A 17,893-nucleotide genomic window follows, 5' to 3' on the forward strand; every position below is an offset into this window, starting at 1 on the left:
GTGCCTGAACTCGTCGGCGACTCGACCTTCGGTCAGGGGAGATCGGTTCTAGACGACGGGTGGGCGGGTGAGCTCCCACTTGATCGTGATGACCGTCCGGCCGGACTTGCCGTGCGTGTTGATGCGCAGCGACTTGCCCGGAACGCAGGTGTAGGTGCCCTTGCGGGGGATCGCCCCGAGGTCCTCGTTGTGCGCGACGGCGTCGCGGAGCAGGCCGTCGAAGCCCTTGCCGCCGCCGGAGCGCTCCAATCTGGCGCCGAGGTTGCCGGTCCGGGGCTTGAGGACGATCTTGCCGTGGGTCTGCTGTCCGTGGCCGCCGAAGGTGTACGTGAATTTCTCGCGGCCCTTCAGCGTGAAGGTGGCGCCGCCGGTCAGGGGGGCCGACGTGCGGAAGTCGTAGTGGGCGCCGACGTACTTGCCCTCGCGGGTGAAGGTCGCCTTGATGCCGGCGCCGCCCTCCGCGTAGAAGTCGTGCTTCTTGCCGACGACCTCGGCGGTCGCCTTGGTCACCGTCCACGACCCGGCCCAGCACGGCCCCTTGGCCGGAGGGGTGGGGCTCGGGCTGGGGGTGGGGGCCGCCAGCGCCGTGGTGGGGGCGACGAGGAGGCCTGTGGTGAGCGCGAGCGCTCCCAGTAACTTGTGCATCGTTCCGCTCTCAGGGATCAGAGGTCTCTCAGGAAACTCCCATAATCTGCGTAATAGATAACAATTCAACCTTTTTCGAGTAGCTAAGTAAGTGGCTGCTTTCTCCGCTGCCGCCCCTACGCTGGGGCCATGGCGACAGAGACCCGGCTGGGGCTGGTGCGGCGGGCCCGGAAGATGAACCGCATCCTGGCCGAGACCTATCCCGACGCCCACTGCGAGCTCAACTTCGCCGACGCGTTCCAGCTGCTCGTGGCGACGGTCCTGTCGGCGCAGACGACCGACGTGCGGGTCAACCTGACCACCCCGGCGCTGTTCGCCAAATACCCGACCCCCGATGACATGGCCGTCGCCGACCCCGACGACATGGAGGCGATCCTGCGGCCGACCGGGTTCTTCCGGGCCAAGACCAAGTCGGTCATCGGCCTGTCGGTCGCGATCAGAGACCGGTTCGGCGGCGAGGTGCCGCGCAAGATGGCCGACCTGGTCACCCTTCCCGGCGTCGGGCGCAAGACCGCCAACGTCGTGCTCGGCAACGCGTTCGGCGTGCCGGGGCTGACCGTCGACACCCACTTCCAGCGGCTGGTACGGCGGTTCGGCTGGATCGAGGGCGAGCTCGACCCGGTCAAGATCGAGCAGGAGATCGGCCAGCTCATCCCGAAGCGGGAGTGGACGGTCTTCTCCCACCGCATCATCTGGCACGGCCGCCGGATCTGCATTGCCCGCAAACCCGCCTGCGGCGCCTGCCCGCTTGCGGCGCTCTGCCCCTCGTACGGCACCGGCCCGACCGACCCCGAGACGGCCGCCAAGCTGGTGCGGTCGGGACCGTTCTCGTGACGGGAAGCTTCGCGGGGCGCGCGCGGTTGCAGTGTCCATGACCGACGTACCGGCCTGGATCACCGAAGCGGCGGAGAAGGCCGGTCGGAGCCCGGTCCCCCTGGCGATGCGCCCACCACGGAACGGCGGCCGCAGGGCCGCCGTCCTGCTGCTGTTCGGCGACGGCCCGGCCGGGCCCGACATCCTGCTCATCCAGCGCAGTTCCACCGGACGCAACCACGCGGGTCAGCCCGCCTTCCCCGGCGGCGGGGTCGACCCCGAAGACGACGGACCGGTCGGCGCGGCCCTCCGCGAGGCCGCCGAGGAGACCGGCCTCGACCCCGAGGGCGTCGAGGTGCTGGGCACCATGCCGGAGCTCTACCTCTCTCACAGCGACAACCGCGTGACCCCCGTCATCGGCTGGTGGCACACCCCCTGTGCCGTCCACGCCGCCTCACCCGACGAGGTCGAGTCGGTCGAGCGGGTGCCCGTCGCCGAGCTCGTCGACCCCGCCAACCGGTTCAAGCTGCGTCACCCGAGCGGGTTCCTCGGTCCCGCGTTCCGCGTGCGCGGCCTGCTGGTCTGGGGCTTCACCGCCGGAGTGCTCGACGGCGTGCTCGCCACCTGCGGTTTCGAGGTGCCGTGGGACCGGTCACGGATCGAGGACCTGCCCCCTGACGTCGTGAACCTCGCCTCCCGTTAGCGCCAGCCCCAGCGTCGCCCAGTCGGCCACGTCGTCGTCGTGGTCGGCGGCCAGGCGGCGCAGCGCCGCGACCCCCGCCGGGTCGGCCGGCCGCCCGATGACGTTGGGCAGCGCGTACGCGGCCCCGTAGCGCACCGTCGCCTCCGAATGCGACGCGAGCTCGATCACCGAGGGCAGCGCCCTCGGGTCGCGCAGATGACCGAAGGCGATGAGCACCGAATAGAGCACGCGAGGTTCGGTCTCGCTCGCGGCCAGGAAGCGCAGCACCGGCAAGGTCTTGTCGGCGAACGGCCGGTCACGCCCGAGTTCCCCCAGAATGTCGACTCCGAGAACTCTCTCCGTCGTCGTGTCGGCGGCGCACAGGCGTCGTGCGGCGGTGAAAGTCTCCAGGTCACCGCGTTGTTGCAGGGCGGCGATGGCATCCCAGCGGGTCGGGCCGTCCGGGTCTCCATCGGCCAGTGCGGTCTGGATCAGTTCCTCAACAGGTCCCCCCATGGCGTCACGATATCGAGTGGACTGCGAAGAACCCGTGCACGAGACCGCGCGTGGCTGGATACGGTTAAGGGTGGTGGCCGGGCCCGGTGGCGATAGAGGTGGAATACAGGCGTGCAAGGCGATCTGCTCGACCTCATCCTGATCGGCCTCATTCTGGCCTTCGCGGTGTCGGGATATCGCCAGGGTTTCATCATCGGCGCGTTCAGCTTCGTGGGTTTCGCCGGAGGCGCGCTGGTCGGCATGTTCATCGCCCCGCCGATCGCCGGCGCCCTGGTCAACGGTGAGACCGAACGCGCCCTGCTCGCCATCGTCATCGTGTTCCTCGCCGCGACGGTCGGCCAGTTCGCGTCCTCGACGATCGGCGCGGTCGTGCGTTCCCACGTCACGTGGGAGCCCGCGCGGGTCATCGACGCCTTCGGCGGCTCCCTCGCCAGCGGCCTGTCGGTGCTGGTGTTCGCCTGGCTCATCGGCTCGCTCATCATCTCGATGAACTTCCCGCTGCCCAAGCAGCAGGTGAACGACTCCCTGCTGCTCAAGACGATGGACCAGGCGATGCCCGAGGCCGCCCGCGACCTGACGCGCGGCTTCCGCGAGTTCGTCGACGCCTCGCCGTGGCCCGAGGTGTTCACCGCGATCGGCGGCGCGCAGTTCGTCGACGTGCCCGCCCCCGACGAGAGCATCATCAACGACCCGCAGCTGGCGCGGGCGCGCCGCGCGATCGTGAAGGTGCAGGGCACCGCGCCGACGTGCCGCAAGCGCATCGAGGGCACCGGCTTCGCCTATGCCCCCCACCGCATCATGACCAACGCCCACGTGGTGGCCGGCGTGTCGCAGGACCTGCGGGTGACCGACTACCGGGGCGCCAGCCACGACGCCCGGGTCGTGCTCTACAACCCCGACCGCGACATCGCGGTCCTCTACGTCGAGTCGCTCGACGTCAACCCGCTCAAGTTCGACATGGCGGCCGAGTCGAAGGACGACGCCATCATCGCGGGCTACCCGAAGGGCCACGGCTTCACCATCAAGCCGGCCCGCATCCGGGTGAAGCAGCCCGCCGAGTCCTACGACATCTACAACCGCCACACCGTCGACCGCGAGGTCTACGCGATCCGCGGCGAGGTGCAGCCGGGCAACTCGGGCGGGCCGCTGCTCGCCCCCGACGGGCGGGTCTTCGGCGTCATCTTCGCCGCCGCTACCGACCAGAAGGACACCGGCTACGCGCTGACGGCCGAAGAGGTGCGCACCGACGCCGAAGACGGCAGCGCGGCCGTCGCCCGGGTCGACACGCAAGACTGCGACTAGGCGATCGTCGCCTCTATGCCGTCGAGCAGCCAGGTCAGGCCGCGCTCGAAGCTCTCGTCCCAGTCGTCCGAGGCGGTCAGCGGGCCGTGGGCGGCCAGGGCCGGATAGCGGTCGCGCTGGTGGTCCATGTGCTCGCGGGCGGCGTCGCGGGTCTCGGCGTCGGCGTTGAGCAGCCAGGTCGCCTGCATGAGGGCCGAGCCGACGACGAAGTTCGACAACCCGAACGCGGCGGCCGTGAGGTGGGGCTCGACGACGCCCGCTCCGATGAGGGCGGCGTACAGGAAATCGCTTCTGGCCAGCACGTTCGGCCCCAGCATCGGGCGGCCCAGTAGCCCGGCCGACCAGGGGTAGCGCAGCAGGGTGGCCCGCCAGTCGCCGATCAGCCGGGTGACGCCGGCGCGCCATTCCTGATCTTCGGGGATCGGGACGGCGGCGAAGATCGCGTCGAGGGCGAGGTCGAGCACGTCGTCTTTGGTCTTGACGTGCCAGTAGAGGGTGGTCGAGCCGGTGCCGAGCCGCTCGGCCAGCCGCCGCATGGTCAGCCGGTCGGGCCCTTCGGCGTCGAGCAGGGCCACGGCCTCCTCGACGATGCGCTGCCTGCTCAGCGGGGGGCCACCCCGTTCTTCGCGGCTGGACGACCTCAGCCACACCCCACCGGTTCTCGCGTTCACCTGGCCGAGTCTAGTATGACGTTCGAGTACCGGATCGTTGGTCCGGTTACTGGAACAACGATCCGGTGGAGGTGAGATGCCGGGACACGTCGACGTCGACCGCCTGAGTTATGTCCTGCCTGACGGTCGCCTGCTGCTCAACGAGGTGTCGTTCCGGGTGGGCGACGGGGTGAAGGCGGGCCTCGTCGGGCCGAACGGCGCGGGCAAGACCACCCTTCTGCGGCTGATCGCCGGTGACCTGCGGCCCGACGACGGCCGGGTGGCGCAGAGCGGCGGGCTCGGCGTCATGCGGCAGTTCGTCGGCGACATCCGCGACCGCAGCACCGTCCACGACCTGCTGCTCTCGGTCGCGCCCCGGCAGGTCCGGGACGCGGCCGCCGCCGTGTCGGCGGCCGAGACGGCGCTGGCCGCCCGCGACGACGAGGCGGCCCAGCTCGGCTACGCGCAGGCCGTCGCCGACTACGCCGACGCCGGCGGCTACGCCATGGAGACCGTCTGGGACGTGTGCGCGACCGCCGCGATGGGGCTGCCCTTCGACGCGGTCCGCGGGCGGCCGGTCACGACCCTGTCGGGAGGGGAGCAGAAACGCCTCGTCCTGGAGGCCCTGCTCCGCGGCCCCGACGAGGTGCTGCTGCTCGACGAGCCCGACAACTACCTCGACGTCGCCGGGAAGTCGTGGCTGGAGGGCCGCCTGGCCGCCTCGGCCAAGACGGTGCTGCTGGTCTCCCACGACCGGCAGCTGCTCGCGAACGTGGCCGACCGCGTCGTCACCGTGGAGGACCGCGGCGTGTGGATCCACGGCGGCGGCTTCGCGACCTACGCCGCCGCCCGCGCCGACCGCATCGACCGGCTGGAGGAGCGCCGCCGCCGCTGGGACGAGGAGCACGCCAAGCTCCGGCGGCTCGTGCACACCCTGCGGCAGACGTCGGCCAACAACGACGCCCTCTCGTCGGCCTACCGCGCCGCCCGCACCCGGCTCGGCCGGTTCGAGCAGGCCGGCCCGCCCGAACGCGCGCCGAAGGCGCAGAACGTGCGCATCCGGCTACGTGGCGGCCGGACCGGGAAACGCGCCGTGACCTGCGAAGGGCTGGAGCTGGCCGGGCTGACCGAGCCGTTCGACGCGGAGGTCTGGTTCGGCGAGCGGGTGGGCGTGCTGGGCGCCAACGGGTCGGGCAAGTCGACGTTCCTGCAAGCCGTCGAGTCGGCGTACGAGAAGACGCGCCCGGAGGTCCGGCTCGGGGCGCGGGTGCGGCCCGGCCGCTTCGTGCAGACCCACGCCCGGCCCGACCTGCACGGACGCCGGCCGGTCGAGCTGGTCATGGCGGCCGACACGCTGATCCTGAACGAGGCGATGGCCGCGCTGGCGCGCTACGAACTCGCGCCCGCCGCCAACCAGCTCTTCGAGACCCTGTCGGGCGGGCAGCAGGCGCGCCTGCAGATCCTCCTGCTGGAGTTGTCGGGGGCGACGTTGCTGCTGCTCGACGAGCCCACCGACAACCTCGACCTGGCCGGGGCCGAGGCGCTGCAACAGGGCTTGGCGGGTTTCACCGGCACGGTGCTGGCGGTGACCCACGACCGGTGGTTCGCGGCCGACTTCGACCGGTTCCTGATCTTCGGAGCCGACGGGACCGTTCACGAGAGCGCCGAACCTGTTTGGACGTGATCACTCCGACGAGGCGACCACGGCGTCTCCGGTGCGGCTGCGGTAGTAGAGCACCGACTTGCCCGCCCGGCGGCGCTCGATCAGCCCCGCGTCGAGCAGCACCTTCAGATGCCGCCCCACCGAACCGAGCCCCTGCCCGGTCAGCGCGACGAGCTGGGTCGTGCTCTTGGGCGTGTCGAGCAGGACGAGCACGGTGGCGCGGGCGCCACCCAGCAGCCGACCGAGCGGCGCGGAGACCTCGCGCACCTCGGTGAGCACGCCCGCGGCCGGATAGATCACCGCATACCGGTGCGGATGCTCCCAGGCCACCCACCTGTGCCGGGGCGTGACCGGCACGAACATGAGCCGCGCCGTCGTGAGGTCGCGCGGCGGGTTGCTGGTCGTGTTGATCTGCAACCGGCTGTCGCCCAGCCAGCGCATGCCCGGCCGCATGTCGTTGAGCGCCGCCTCCCAGCCGCCCATGCTGAGACTGCCGATCCGCCCGATGATGTCGGCTTCGAGGATGCGCCTGCGCCGATCCCAGGTGGGCTCGACCGCTTCCTGCCACACCCATTCCAGTACGTCGGCTGCCCGCGCGGCCAGGTCGTCACGGCGCAGCGGGCCGGGCAGCATCCTGCCGAGGGAGACCTCGAGGTCGGCGAAGACGACGTCGGGCGGGGTGGCACGGATGGTGGCGACCTCGTCCGCGAACGTCGGCTCCCCCGTACCGGTCGGCGCCGGGACGAGGAAGTCGGCGACCCACTCGGGCCCGTTCGCGGCCCGCATCAGCAGGTCGTCGAGGGGGTCGGCGGCGAGACGGGCCTTGAACCGGTCGGCATGGCGGTCGAACCAGTGCCGCTCGCCGTGGTGGGCGGGGTGGGCGTGGCCCAGGGCGAACATGCACGCGGTGGTCTCAGCGAGCGGCGAGACCACGAACCTACTCCCGGCCAACGTGTCAGCCCCGACCTGCCACCAGCCCATACACAACCCCCGAACCGACTTGCCCGTTCCGTGTGAGACCCACAGATTGTTACCTCGCGCAGATTGTTGCCTCTCGCGTGTTGCCCTGCGTCACTGCTGTTCTGCGCGGAGGTAGCCCTGCGCGGGTGTGCTTCTGCGCGGAGGTAGCCCTGCGCGGAGGTAGCCCTGCGCGGGTGTTGTTCTGCGCGGGTGTTTTCTGCGCCTCTGTTGTCCTAACCGGGCTGGCCTCGGGCTGGCGTTGCTCTTGGCCGGTTCTCGCCCCGCGCCGCCTGTCGTCTGGCGATGGTTTCACCGGACCCTCCCAGCGGTCTGCCTGTGGGGACGTTGGCGTGATCTCTGGGTAGGCCGCGCCTTGCATCTGGGCATATCTCGCCTCTTGGTGTGAGGTGTCTGACATCCACCGCTTTCGGCCTGGCCACCCTTCGTTTCAGGCCCTTCAGGGGTTGTCGTTTCGCGTTCGGGCGAAACATTACCCCGTCTGACCTGCGGGGATGGAATGTGCTCCTCATGCGTACATATCGGGAGTTGTTCGCTACCAAGGAGTTCGCGCCGCTCTTCGCGACGTCCACGTTGCAGGTGGTGGCGTCGACGATCGGGAACCTCGCGCTCGGGACGCTCGTGTTCGAGGCGACCGGGTCGCCGTTGTTGTCGGCGCTGGCCATGTTCGGACCGCTGCTCGCGCAGGTGGTCGGGGCGACGTTGCTGATGTCGGCGGCCGATCGGCTGCCGCCGCGGATGGCGCTCGCGGGGCTGGCTCTCGTCTTCGGGCTCGCCTCGGCCGTGCAGGCCGTTCCCGATCTGCCAATGGCGGTGCGGTTCGGCGTGCTCGTCGTGGTCGGCGTCGTCGCGTCGGTCGGGGGCGGGGTGCGCTATGGGCTGCTGAACGAGATTCTCACGCGAGACGGGTTCCTGCTCGGGCGCTCGGTGCTGAACATGGCCGTCGGCGGTTCGCAGATCGCCGGGTTCGCGGCCGGGGGGCTGCTGGTCGCGCTGCTGACCCCGGTGCAGACGCTGCTGGTCAGCGCGGCGCTGGAGTTCGTCGCGGTGCTCGTCGTGCTGCTCGGGTTGTCGAAGCGGCCGCCGCGCGCTTCCGGGCGGCCGTCGGTGGCGGAGACGTGGCAGGGGAACTCGCGGTTGTGGGCGTCGCGGCCTCGGCGGTACGTCTTCCTGGCCCTCTGGGTGCCGAACGGGCTGATCGTGGGGTGCGAATCCCTCTATGTCGCGTACGACCCCGGCAGCGCCGGGGTGCTGTTCGCGTTCGCGGCCTTCGGCATGCTGATCGGCGACACGCTCGTCGGGCGGTTCATCCCGGCCGGGTGGCGCGAACGGCTGGGGGCGCCGATGCGGCTGCTGCTCGCCGTGCCCTACCTGGTGTTCTTCACCGGTCCGCCGATCGGGGTCGCGGTCGCGGCGGTGACCCTCGCCTCCATCGGCTACGCCGCCAGCCTGCTCCTCCAGGAACGGCTGATGGCCCTCACCCCCGACGACCTCAGCGGGCACGCCCTCGGGCTGAACGGCTCGGGGATGATGGTCATGCAGGGGGTGGGCGCGGCGGTGGCGGGAGCGGTGGCGCAGTTCAGCAGTCCGGCCATGGCCATGACGGTGATGGCCGTGGCCTCGGTCGCCGTCACGCTGGCCCTGGCTCCGGGCCTGCGGCTAGACCCGGGCTCCCAGGGCGGTCAGGAGGTCGGTGCTCGACCTGGCGCGGGCGGCTAGCGTCGGGTTGATTGCGTAGGGGTGGCCCTCGATCGGGGTCAGGCGTTCGGCGCCTCGTTCGAGCAGGGTTTCCGCGCCGCGTGGGTTGCCTCGTTGCAGGTGGGTCAGGCCGACGCAGATCTGTGCCAGGCCCTGCCACAGGTCTCGTTCTTCTGGCGGGCAGCACTTCCAGCGGCCTTCGAAGATCTCGTGGGCGTGGAACGGGCGGTCGAGACGCAACATCTCGACGCCGTCGGCTACCGCCTGCTCCGCTGTGGGGGCGTAGTCGTCGGGCACGCGGTCGACGCCCTCGGCGCCGTGGGGCAGTGGGCGGCCGTAGGCGTCACGGGGGCGGGCGTTGCGGGCCCGGCCCTCGGCGTCGCGGTCGCGGGTCATCGGTCGGGCTCGGGGTCGGCCAGCCAGGAGGTCAGCTCGGTGTTGAAGACGTCGGGGCGTTCCTCGTGGGGGAAGTGGCCGGCGCCTTCTATCAGCCGCCAGCGGTAGGGGGCCGCGACGTACTGGCCCGAACCCTGGGCGGTGCGGGGCAGCATGCACGGGTCGAGCGCGCCGTGGAGCTGCAACGTCGGGGCCTCGACCTCGCGGCGCATCTGGCGGGCGTAGCGGCGGCCGTCGGGGCGCAGCTGTGAGCGGGCGAACCAGCGGTGGTATTCCAGGGCGCAGTGGGCCGAGGCCGGGATCTGGAAGACGTCCTGGTAGACCGGGTTGAGCTCCTCCGACGGCCAGGCCGGGCCCGACCACGCGTCGAGCAGGCGGCCGACGCGGGCGGCGTTCTTGCGGGTCAGCCGGTGTTCGGGCACGAGCGGCAGCTGGAAGCCGAACGCGTGGCCGCTGGCCCGCAGCTGCTTCGGATCGGTGAGCACGGCCCGGCGCAGCCGCAGCGGGTGGGGGGCCGACACGACCACCAGGCGGCGCACGAACTTGGCGTCGCGCGCGGCCATCGTCCAGCCCATCCAGCCGCCCCAGCCGTGGCCGACGACGATCGCGCCGGTCTCGCCCATGGCCCTGATCAGGCCCGCCGCGTCGCCGGCCAGGGTCGGCAGGTCGTATCCCCGGGGCGGCTTGTCGCTGGCGCCGTAACCCCGGAGATCGACCGCGACCGCCCGGTAGCCCGCCGCCGGCAGGGCCTCCAGCTGGTGCCGCCACGTCCACCAGAACTGCGGGAAGCCGTGGAGCAGCAGGACGAGCGGGCCTTCACCGGCCTCCACCACGTGGAAGCGGGTGCCCCCGGCGTGGATCCAGCGGTGCTCCCACGGGCCCTCGGCCCGGACCAGCTGGTTCTCCTCCGGGGCCTGTTTCATGACGCGATCGTGGCGCGGTGGGCGCCCACCTCGCCCGCGGTGGTGGTGGCCACCGGCTCGATGTGGGGCGTCTCGTCGGTTGACTTGAGGCTCTGCAGCGAGCGCCGGGTGCGCTTGAAGCCCGTCAGGCCCTGCAGCTTGCGGTAGCCGACGAAGCCCAGGATCCCGGCCGTGACCAGGTAGAACACGGTGACGATCAGGAACGACAACCACGTCGACAGGCCGACGGCGTCGTGCAGGACGTAGGCGATCGTGAACGAGGCCAGGATCAGGACCAGGTGGAGGGTGAACGCGGCGGCGGCGAACAGGCCGGTGGCCATGCCCACCCGCTTGGCGTCGAACTTGAGCTCGCTCTTGGCGAGCTCGATCTCGGCCCTCACCAGCGTCGAAATATGGGTGCTCGCCTCGGCGACCAGAGCGCCGAGCGATTCGTCCTCGCGCATCAGGGATCTCCTATTCTGCTTGTCAAATATCATCTCGTGCTCTCGTCCGTACGCGGATTCTGAGCAGCGCCGCGGCCAGCAACGATGCGATGACGCTCGCCATCAGCACGGCGGTGGTGACCCCGGTGTCGCCCTGGAAGGCCCGGTCGCCGATGAGCAGCGAGACGGTGAAGCCGATCCCGGCGAGCACCGACACGGCCGCGATGTCACGCCAGACCAGATCGGAGCTGATCTGGGCGAAACCCAGTCGTACCGAGAGCCACGCACCGCCGAACACACCGACGAACTTCCCGACGACGAGCCCGAGAAGCACGCCGAGAGCGATTCTGTCGGTGAAAACGCCTCCGAGGGCGCTCAAATCGAGCGGAACCCCGGCGGCGAGGAAGGCGAAGACCGGCACCGCGAACCCCGCCGAGACCGGTCTGGTCAGATGGTCGGCCCGCGCGGCCGGCGACGGATCGCCGTCGACGTTCATGAGCAGCCCGCAGGCCACCCCCGCGACGGTCGGATGGATGCCCGACTCGTGCAGCAGCACCCAGGCGGCGACGCCGAGAAGGACGTACAGAAGAGCGGATCTGACCCGGCGCCGCTGGAGCAGGCCGAAGACGGCGAGCACCACGACGGCGGCCAGGAGCGGCAGGAAGGACAGTTTCCCGCTGTAGAAGAGCGCGATCACGATGATCGCGCCGAGGTCGTCGACCACGGCCAGGGTCAGCAGGAACGCGCGCAGCGCCACCGGCAGCGCCGACGCGGTCACGGCCAGCACGGCCAGCGCGAACGCGATGTCGGTCGCCGTCGGGATCGCCCACCCCCGTATGGCGTTCGGCACCCCCCAGCTCACCCCCACGTAGATCAGCGCCGGCACCGCCATCCCGGCCAGCGCGGCCACGATCGGCAGGATCGCGTCGCGGAAGCGGGACAGCTCCCCGTGGACGAACTCCTCCTTCAGCTCCACCCCGGCGACGAAGAAGAAGATCGCCAGCAGCCCGTCGGCCGCCCATTCGTACAGCGTGAGGTGGAGCGGACCCGGCACGACGACGGACCGGAGTGCCTCATAGGTCCCTGACCAGGGCGAATTCGCCCAGATCAGCGCGAGGACCGTGGCGATCAGCATGATCACGCCACCGATCGTCTCGGTCCGCAGAGCTTCGGCGACCTGCGCCGCGTAGCGGAGTGGACGGCGCAACTGCTCCCCCTCGGGTGATGGGGAGATGCCCGGACGATTCCCCCAGAAATCGCCGACCAGACTTCCCGGCACACCTTCGGCCCACTGTACCCAGCGCCGAACGATCACAGCCGGGGCGGGTTATCACCTGTGGATAACGGCCCCGGCTGTGGACGACGGACTAGTCCTCGCTCTTCGCGCTGGGAAGCTTCTCCGAGATCAGGTTCATGACCGAGCTGTCGGTGAGGGTGGTCACGTCGCCCAGCGACCGGTTCTCGGCCACGTCACGCAGGAGGCGGCGCATGATCTTCCCGGAACGGGTCTTCGGCAGCTCGGGCACCACCATGATCTGCCGCGGCTTGGCGATCGGGCCCAGCACCTTGGCGACATGCTGACGCAGCTCGGAGGCGATGTCGTCGCTCTCCTCGGCGCCGCCACGCAGGATCACGAACGACACGATGGCCTGGCCGGTCACCGGGTCGGTCGCCCCGACGACGGCCGCCTCGGCCACCTTCGGGTGGCTGACCAGGGCGCTCTCGACCTCGGTGGTCGAGATGTTGTGGCCCGAGACCAGCATGACGTCGTCGACGCGGCCCAGCAGCCACAGGTCGCCGTCCTCGTCGCGCTTGGCGCCGTCGCCGGGGAAGTAGAACCCGTCGAACCGCGACCAGTAGGTCTCCTTGTAGCGCTCGGGGTCGCCCCAGATGCCGCGCAGCATCGACGGCCACGGCTCACGCACGACCAGGAAGCCGCCGCCGCCGTTCGGCACCGACTTGCCCTGGTCGTCGACCACGTCGGCGACGATGCCCGGCAGCGGCTGCATGGCCGCGCCCGGCTTGCCGGCGGTGACCCCGGGCAGCGGGCTGATCATGATCGCGCCGGTCTCGGTCTGCCACCAGGTGTCGACCACGGGGGTCTTGCTCGCGCCGATGTGCTCGCGGTACCAGACGTACGCCTCCGGGTTGATCGGCTCGCCGACCGAGCCCAGCACCCGCAGCGACGACATGTCGAACTTGGCGGGGATGTCGTCGCCCCACTTCATGAACGTCCGGATCGCGGTCGGCGCGGTGTAGAGGATCGTGACCTTGTACTTCTGCACGATCTCCCAGAACCGGCCGCGGTGCGGGGTGTCGGGGGTGCCCTCGTAGATCACGCTGGTCGCGCCGTTGGCCAGCGGGCCGTAGACGATGTAGCTGTGGCCGGTCACCCAGCCGATGTCGGCGGTGCACCAGTAGATGTCGGTGTCGGGCTTGAGGTCGAAGACCGCGTTGTGGGTCCAGGCCGTCTGGGTGAGGTAGCCGCCCGTGGTGTGCAGGATGCCCTTCGGCTTACCGGTCGTGCCGCTCGTGTAGAGGATGTAGAGCGGGTCTTCGGCGTCGTGGGGCTCGGGGGCGTGCTGGTCGCTCTGGCGCTCGACCACGTCGTGCCACCAGACGTCCTTGTCGGTGACGGCGACGTCCTGGCCGGTCCGGCGGACGACGAGCACCTTCTCGATCTGCGGGCACTGCGCCACGGCCTCGTCGACGGTGGGCTTGAGCGCGCTGGGCGCCCCCCGCCGGAAGCCGCCGTCGGCGGTGATCACCAGTTTGGCGTCGGCGTCGTCGATGCGGCTCTTCAGCGCCGAGGCCGAGAACCCGCCGAACACGACCGAGTGGATCGCGCCGATGCGCGCGCAGGCCAGCAACGAGACGGGCAACTCGGGGATCATCGGCATGTAGATCGCCACCCGGTCGCCCTTGCCGACGCCGAGCTCGGTCAGCGCGTTGGCCGCCTTGGAGACCTCTCGCTGCAGGTCGGCATAGGTGATGACACGGCTGTCACCCTCGGGCTCGCCCTCCCAGTAGAAGGCCACCTTGTCGCCGTTCCCGGCCTCGACGTGCCGGTCGACGCAGTTGTAGGCGATGTTCAGCTTGCCGCCCACGAACCACTTTGCGAACGGGGCCTCCCACTCAAGCGTGGTGTGCCAGCGCTCCGCCCAGGTCAGCCGGTCGGCCGCCGCCTCCCAGAAGGCCAGCCGGTCGGCCGCGGCCTCCGTGTAGGCGCTCGCCGTGACGTTCGCCGCCGCCGCGAGCTCCGCGGGCGGCTCGAACCGGCGGTTCTCCTGCAACAGGTTCGACAGCGTTTCCTGGGACTCCGTCACCGCGAACTCCTTACCGAAATTTCTCTGGCCTTACTTCTTCGTATCGTGCCGTATCGGGTGTTAATGACACGTGACTGGGCCCTGGGGAGTCAAACCCGACTTCGTTCAGCGGTGCCAGCTCGTCGTTGAACGGTCCTTGGGACTTGGGGTGGGTTTGACCGGGGTTTTTCGAAGGTGTGGTGACCGTCTCCCGTGACGGCGCGGACCGGGAGCGGGGGCCGGCGCCCTGTGCGGAGCTTGCCGAGGCGGCGGGGGGTGCCGGGGTGGGCGGAGCCGTAACGGAAGGAGGCCTGTGATCTTTGCTTGGAAGGGCTGTAGATAGGGTCGGGCGGGTGAGTGATCCGCTGGTCGTGGTGGCTGGGCTGCCAGGGGTGCCCGAGGCCGTGTCGGAGGCCCGGGAGGCCGTCGACGTGCTGTATCGGCATCGCATCCTGCGCAGGCGGCAGCCCGAGGTGTCGGCCGAGTCGGCGTTGCGCGGGGCCCGCGCCTCTGCCGCGCTGGAGGGTGTCGACGTTCCGCTGGGCACGTTGCGGGCCGGGGAGGCCGATGATCCGGTGGCGCAGGGGGCGCTGCGGGTCTCCGCCGAGCTGGGGCGGCTCGGGCCGTTGTGGCGGTCGGCGCCGCCGCAGGTGCTGGCCCGGCTGCACACGCTCGCCGCCGCAGGGCTGCTCGCCGATCCGGGGCGTCCCCGTACGTCGGCCACGGCGGCCGACCCCCTCGGCATCGGGCCGGCTCCGGTGGACGTGTCGGCGCGGATGGCCAGTCTGGCCGGGCTGACCTCGACGAAGGCCCCCGCGCTGGTGCTGGGCGCGATCGTGCACGCCGAGATCGTGGCGCTGCGGCCGTTCGGCGTGGCCGACGGGCTGGTGGCGCGGGCGGCCGAGCGGCTCAGCCTTGTGGAGCACGGCCTCGACCCCAAGTCGCTCGTGGCGGTGGAAGTCGGGCATCGGGAGTCGATGGGGGCGTACACCCAGGCTCTGAAGGGCTATCTCACCGGCACGCCCGACGGGGTGGCGGCGTGGGTGGTCCACTGTGCGCGCGCTGTGGTCCTGGGGGTCAGGGAGACTACGGCCATATGCGAAGCGCTGTCGCGCTGAACAATTCCGGACACAAGCGGACGGCGTCCCTGGAATGGGACGCCGTCGCCAGTACGTCGAGCCGGGTTACCAAGCGTGCACCTATTTTGTCGAAACGGGACAAGCCCGCAACGACACGCCTCCCGCGGCTGGTCGCACGTGGGTGCCCGGCGGCCGTACCCGGACACTTGGTCCGTACGCCCTTTGTACGTCGGAACTGCGCACTTGGGAACCCCTCCGAGCAAGACCTTTACTGAGCCCGGAATCCGCTGATTACGGCTTCTGGTGTGGTTTGGTGTCATGTGGGGCAATGGATCGGTACATCCCGCCCCCTTCTGACAGTGATCACTGACCGTGACCGTGCGGGCGCATTCCCGCCGCGTGCGGCAAGCCCAAAAAAACTGCCGCAAATTGCAGATTGCTCCTCGACGAAACTCGGGCGGATCGGGCAGCATACGGTGTTATCTCCCAGTGTGGGAGTGACTGTGCACAGGGCACCTTTGCAAGTCCCTTGCCATGCCCTGGCCCACTGATGAAAGCTTTCATCACACGGGACCGGCTCTACCCCCCCGGAGCCGGACCGATCGGCGACCCCCGCTCTCCCCCCCGGCGGGGGTCGCCCCCTTTTTCCACAGGGCGACCCTTATCCACAGACCTCGGTCCGGGCGTTTCTGATCTTCGTCCGGTCGGCATGGTGAAGCTCCCGATCGCCGACCGAGGAGCCCCCCGCCCATGCACCGCCCGCTGGCCGTCACCGCCGACCGCGTCCTGCTCGACGACCTGCTGCGGGTCGCCGCGGCCGCCGGGGTCGAACTCGACGTCGCCCACGAGGCCGCCCAAGCCCGCCCCCGCTGGCGCACCGCGCCGCTGGTCGTCGTGGGGGCCGACCTGGCCGACGCCCTCGCCGCCACCGGCCCGCCACCCCGGCAGGGGGTGCTGCTGGTGACCTCCGACCCCGCCGACCCGTCGATGTGGCGGCGCTGCGTGTCCGTCGGAGCGTCGGCCGTCCTGGAACTGCCCGACGCCGAACGCCTGCTCGTCGACGAGTTCGCCGAGGCCGCCGAACCCTCCTCCCGCGCCGGCGCCGTGGTCTGCGTGGCCGGCGGGCGTGGCGGCGTCGGCGCGACCGTCTTGGCCGCCTCGCTGGCCCTGACCGCCGCCCGATCGGGCTCCCGCACCCTGCTCGTCGACGCCGACCCGCTCGGCGGCGGCATCGACGTGGTCCTCGGACAGGAGGAGGCGACCGGCGCCCGATGGCCCGACATCGTGGGACGAGAAGGCCGGGTGAGCTACGCGGCCCTCCAGGGGGCGCTCCCGACCTTCGGCGAGTTGACTGTCCTGTCATGGCACCGGGGCGAGCCGATGCGCATCCCCCGCGAGGCCATGCGCGCCGTGTTGGAGGCGGCCCGACGCGGCTGCGACCTGGTGGTGGTCGATCTGCCACGGTTCGTCGACGCCGGGGCTGAAGAGGCGCTTTCGCGGTCTGGCGTGGCATTGCTGGTGGTTTCCGCGGACGTGCGCGGGGTGCTGGCCGCCGGCCAGGCGCTGGCCGAGGTGCGCGAACACTCGGGGGATGTACGGGTGGTCGTGCGCGGCGGCAGCCTCGACCCTGACGTGGTGGCGCAGTCGCTTGGTGTGCCGCTGGCGGGGGTCCTCCCGGAGCAGCGTGGCCTGGCCGAGGCGCTCGACCGCGGCGACGCCCCGCCGTTAAAGCGCACGCCGCTGGGGCGGTTCTGCGGGGAACTGCTGGCCGGGTTGTCGTGAGCGCGGTGTCGGCGGAGCTGCTGGATGCGGTCCGCGTTCGGTTGGCGCGCGACGGGCTCGACCCGTCGCCTGCGCAGGTGGCTGGGGCGTTGCGGGCCGAACGGGCGGTTCTGGGTGATGCCGAGGTTCTGGTCGTAGCTCGGATTCTGCGCGCTGAGCTGATCGGGGCGGGACCGCTTGAAGGGCTGCTCGCCGAGCCCGGGGTCACCGATGTGCTGGTGAACGGGTTTCGGGAGGTGTGGGTCGATGACGGGGGCGGGTTGCGGAAGACGTCTGTGGCTTTCCGGTCTGATGACGATGTGCGGCGTCTCGCCCAACGTCTGGCGGCGGCAGCCGGGAGGCGTCTTGATGACGCGTGTCCGTATGTCGATGCGCGGTTGGCGGGTGGGGTGAGACTGCATGCGGTCTTGCCGCCGGTCTCTGCGGAGGGGACGTGTTTGTCGTTGCGGCTGCCGCCTCGGCATACCTATGGGCTCGACGACCTGGTGACGGGTGTCGGGGCGCAGGTGTTGCGGTCGATGATGCGGGCGCGGCTGGCGTTCGTGGTGTCGGGCGGGACGGGGACGGGGAAGACGACCCTCTTGTCGGCGTTGTTGTCGCTCGCCGATCCGGGTGAGCGGTTGTTGCTGGTGGAGGACTCTGCCGAGCTTCGGCCCGCGCATCCGCACGTGGTGCGTTTGGAGACGCGGCCGCCGAACCTTGAGGGGGTGGGCGGGGTGACGCTTCGGGACCTGGTTCGGCAGGCGTTGCGGATGCGGCCTGACCGGGTTGTCGTCGGTGAGGTGCGAGGGTCCGAAGTTGTGGATCTCCTGGCTGCCCTGAACACCGGGCATGAGGGCGGGTGCGGGACGTTGCATGCCAACACGGCGGCTGACGTGCCTGCTCGGCTTGAGGCGTTGGCGTGTGCGGCTGGGCTTAGCCGGGAGGCGGTGCACAGCCAGTTGGCGGCGGCTTTGGATGCGGTCATTCACGTGGTGCGGGATGCGGGGACGGGGGTGCGGCGGGTGGCGGAGGTCTGTCTGTTGCGGCGGGGGGTGGG

Annotated in this window: 17 protein-coding genes; 8 read left to right on the plus strand and 9 right to left on the minus strand. The window is 70.6% G+C overall.

Features of this window, described 5'->3' with window-relative positions; translation table 11 throughout:
- Positions 1-48: 48 nt before the first annotated feature.
- Positions 49-645: a hypothetical protein gene (locus AW274_RS11005; protein WP_062430932.1), complete on the minus strand. Its 597-nt coding sequence runs from the start codon at positions 643-645 to the stop codon at positions 49-51.
- 129 nt (positions 646-774) lie between these two features.
- Between AW274_RS11005 and nth the strand changes: the two genes are divergently transcribed.
- Positions 775-1,479 carry an endonuclease III gene (nth, locus tag AW274_RS11010; protein ID WP_062430933.1) on the plus strand — a complete coding sequence of 235 codons (705 nt, stop codon included), beginning with the start codon at positions 775-777 and terminating at the stop codon, positions 1,477-1,479.
- 37 nt (positions 1,480-1,516) lie between these two features.
- A complete protein-coding gene (locus tag AW274_RS11015) occupies positions 1,517-2,161 on the plus strand; it encodes an NUDIX hydrolase (protein WP_062430934.1) in 645 nt (214 codons plus the stop codon).
- Here AW274_RS11015 and AW274_RS11020 read toward each other — a convergent pair.
- Entirely contained in the window at positions 2,111-2,656 is a 546-nt protein-coding gene (locus AW274_RS11020) for a HEAT repeat domain-containing protein (protein WP_062430935.1), read from the minus strand. The genes AW274_RS11015 and AW274_RS11020 overlap by 51 nt on opposite strands.
- Positions 2,657-2,767: 111 nt before the next feature.
- Here AW274_RS11020 and AW274_RS11025 point away from each other — a divergent pair, with 111 nt between their 5' ends.
- Positions 2,768-3,958: a MarP family serine protease gene (locus AW274_RS11025; RefSeq protein ID WP_232320070.1), complete on the plus strand. Its 1,191-nt coding sequence runs from the start codon at positions 2,768-2,770 to the stop codon at positions 3,956-3,958.
- Here the strand turns inward: AW274_RS11025 and AW274_RS11030 are convergent.
- On the minus strand, positions 3,955-4,629 hold the full coding sequence (locus tag AW274_RS11030; RefSeq protein WP_062430936.1) for a TetR/AcrR family transcriptional regulator: 675 nt from the start codon (positions 4,627-4,629) through the stop codon (positions 3,955-3,957). The genes AW274_RS11025 and AW274_RS11030 overlap by 4 nt on opposite strands.
- A 76-nt stretch (positions 4,630-4,705) precedes the next feature.
- Between AW274_RS11030 and AW274_RS11035 the strand changes: the two genes are divergently transcribed.
- Entirely contained in the window at positions 4,706-6,292 is a 1,587-nt protein-coding gene (locus AW274_RS11035; RefSeq protein WP_062430937.1) for an ATP-binding cassette domain-containing protein, read from the plus strand.
- Here AW274_RS11035 and AW274_RS11040 read toward each other — a convergent pair whose 3' ends face one another.
- Entirely contained in the window at positions 6,293-7,204 is a 912-nt protein-coding gene (locus tag AW274_RS11040; protein ID WP_232320071.1) for a helix-turn-helix domain-containing protein, read from the minus strand.
- Between the two features lie 555 nt (positions 7,205-7,759).
- On the opposite strand from AW274_RS11040, the gene AW274_RS11045 reads away from it, so the two are divergent.
- Positions 7,760-8,968, plus strand: coding sequence for an MFS transporter (locus AW274_RS11045; protein ID WP_062430939.1), 1,209 nt, complete (start codon positions 7,760-7,762; stop codon positions 8,966-8,968).
- Here AW274_RS11045 and AW274_RS11050 read toward each other — a convergent pair.
- From AW274_RS11050 to acs, 5 genes are all read right to left on the minus strand, one after another.
- Complete coding sequence (locus AW274_RS11050) at positions 8,909-9,343, minus strand: DUF309 domain-containing protein (protein ID WP_062430940.1); 435 nt, start codon at positions 9,341-9,343, stop codon at positions 8,909-8,911. The two genes, AW274_RS11045 and AW274_RS11050, sit on opposite strands and share 60 nt — an antisense overlap.
- Positions 9,340-10,266, minus strand: coding sequence for an alpha/beta fold hydrolase (locus AW274_RS11055; protein WP_062430941.1), 927 nt, complete (start codon positions 10,264-10,266; stop codon positions 9,340-9,342). Before AW274_RS11055 ends, AW274_RS11050 begins: the two co-directional genes overlap by 4 nt.
- A complete protein-coding gene (locus AW274_RS11060) occupies positions 10,263-10,709 on the minus strand; it encodes a phage holin family protein (protein ID WP_062430942.1) in 447 nt (148 codons plus the stop codon). Before AW274_RS11060 ends, AW274_RS11055 begins: the two co-directional genes overlap by 4 nt.
- Positions 10,710-10,731: 22 nt before the next feature.
- Positions 10,732-11,895: a Na+/H+ antiporter NhaA gene (gene nhaA, locus AW274_RS11065; RefSeq protein ID WP_232320072.1), complete on the minus strand. Its 1,164-nt coding sequence runs from the start codon at positions 11,893-11,895 to the stop codon at positions 10,732-10,734.
- Positions 11,896-12,055: 160 nt separating this feature from the next.
- Positions 12,056-14,014 carry an acetate--CoA ligase gene (gene acs / locus AW274_RS11070; protein WP_062430943.1) on the minus strand — a complete coding sequence of 653 codons (1,959 nt, stop codon included), beginning with the start codon at positions 14,012-14,014 and terminating at the stop codon, positions 12,056-12,058.
- Between the two features lie 332 nt (positions 14,015-14,346).
- Here acs and AW274_RS11075 point away from each other — a divergent pair, with 332 nt between their 5' ends.
- The 3 genes from AW274_RS11075 to AW274_RS11085 form a co-directional block, all read left to right on the plus strand.
- Positions 14,347-15,111: a Fic family protein gene (locus tag AW274_RS11075; protein ID WP_062430944.1), complete on the plus strand. Its 765-nt coding sequence runs from the start codon at positions 14,347-14,349 to the stop codon at positions 15,109-15,111.
- 711 nt (positions 15,112-15,822) lie between these two features.
- Entirely contained in the window at positions 15,823-16,854 is a 1,032-nt protein-coding gene (gene ssd, locus AW274_RS11080) for a septum site-determining protein Ssd (protein ID WP_062430945.1), read from the plus strand.
- Between the two features lie 5 nt (positions 16,855-16,859).
- Positions 16,860-17,893: TadA family conjugal transfer-associated ATPase (locus tag AW274_RS11085; protein WP_198169130.1), on the plus strand; the 1,034-nt coding region annotated here is incomplete at its 3' end.

This window comes from Herbidospora daliensis (assembly GCF_001570585.1).
GTDB lineage: Bacteria > Actinomycetota > Actinomycetes > Streptosporangiales > Streptosporangiaceae > Herbidospora > Herbidospora daliensis.

Bases quoted from the DNA above. Each gene is read 5' to 3' on its own strand.
- AW274_RS11005 (WP_062430932.1), bottom strand. From the start codon at position 645: ATGCACAAGTTACTGGGAGCGCTCGCGCTCACCACAGGCCTCCTCGTC.
- AW274_RS11045 (WP_062430939.1), top strand. From the start codon at position 7,760: ATGCGTACATATCGGGAGTTGTTCGCTACCAAGGAGTTCGCGCCGCTC.
- AW274_RS11050 (WP_062430940.1), bottom strand. From the start codon at position 9,343: ATGACCCGCGACCGCGACGCCGAGGGCCGGGCCCGCAACGCCCGCCCC.
- AW274_RS11020 (WP_062430935.1), bottom strand. From the start codon at position 2,656: ATGGGGGGACCTGTTGAGGAACTGATCCAGACCGCACTGGCCGATGGA.
- AW274_RS11035 (WP_062430937.1), top strand. From the start codon at position 4,706: ATGCCGGGACACGTCGACGTCGACCGCCTGAGTTATGTCCTGCCTGAC.
- AW274_RS11015 (WP_062430934.1), top strand. From the start codon at position 1,517: ATGACCGACGTACCGGCCTGGATCACCGAAGCGGCGGAGAAGGCCGGT.
- AW274_RS11055 (WP_062430941.1), bottom strand. From the start codon at position 10,266: ATGAAACAGGCCCCGGAGGAGAACCAGCTGGTCCGGGCCGAGGGCCCG.
- ssd (WP_062430945.1), top strand. From the start codon at position 15,823: ATGCACCGCCCGCTGGCCGTCACCGCCGACCGCGTCCTGCTCGACGAC.
- AW274_RS11060 (WP_062430942.1), bottom strand. From the start codon at position 10,709: ATGCGCGAGGACGAATCGCTCGGCGCTCTGGTCGCCGAGGCGAGCACC.
- nth (WP_062430933.1), top strand. From the start codon at position 775: ATGGCGACAGAGACCCGGCTGGGGCTGGTGCGGCGGGCCCGGAAGATG.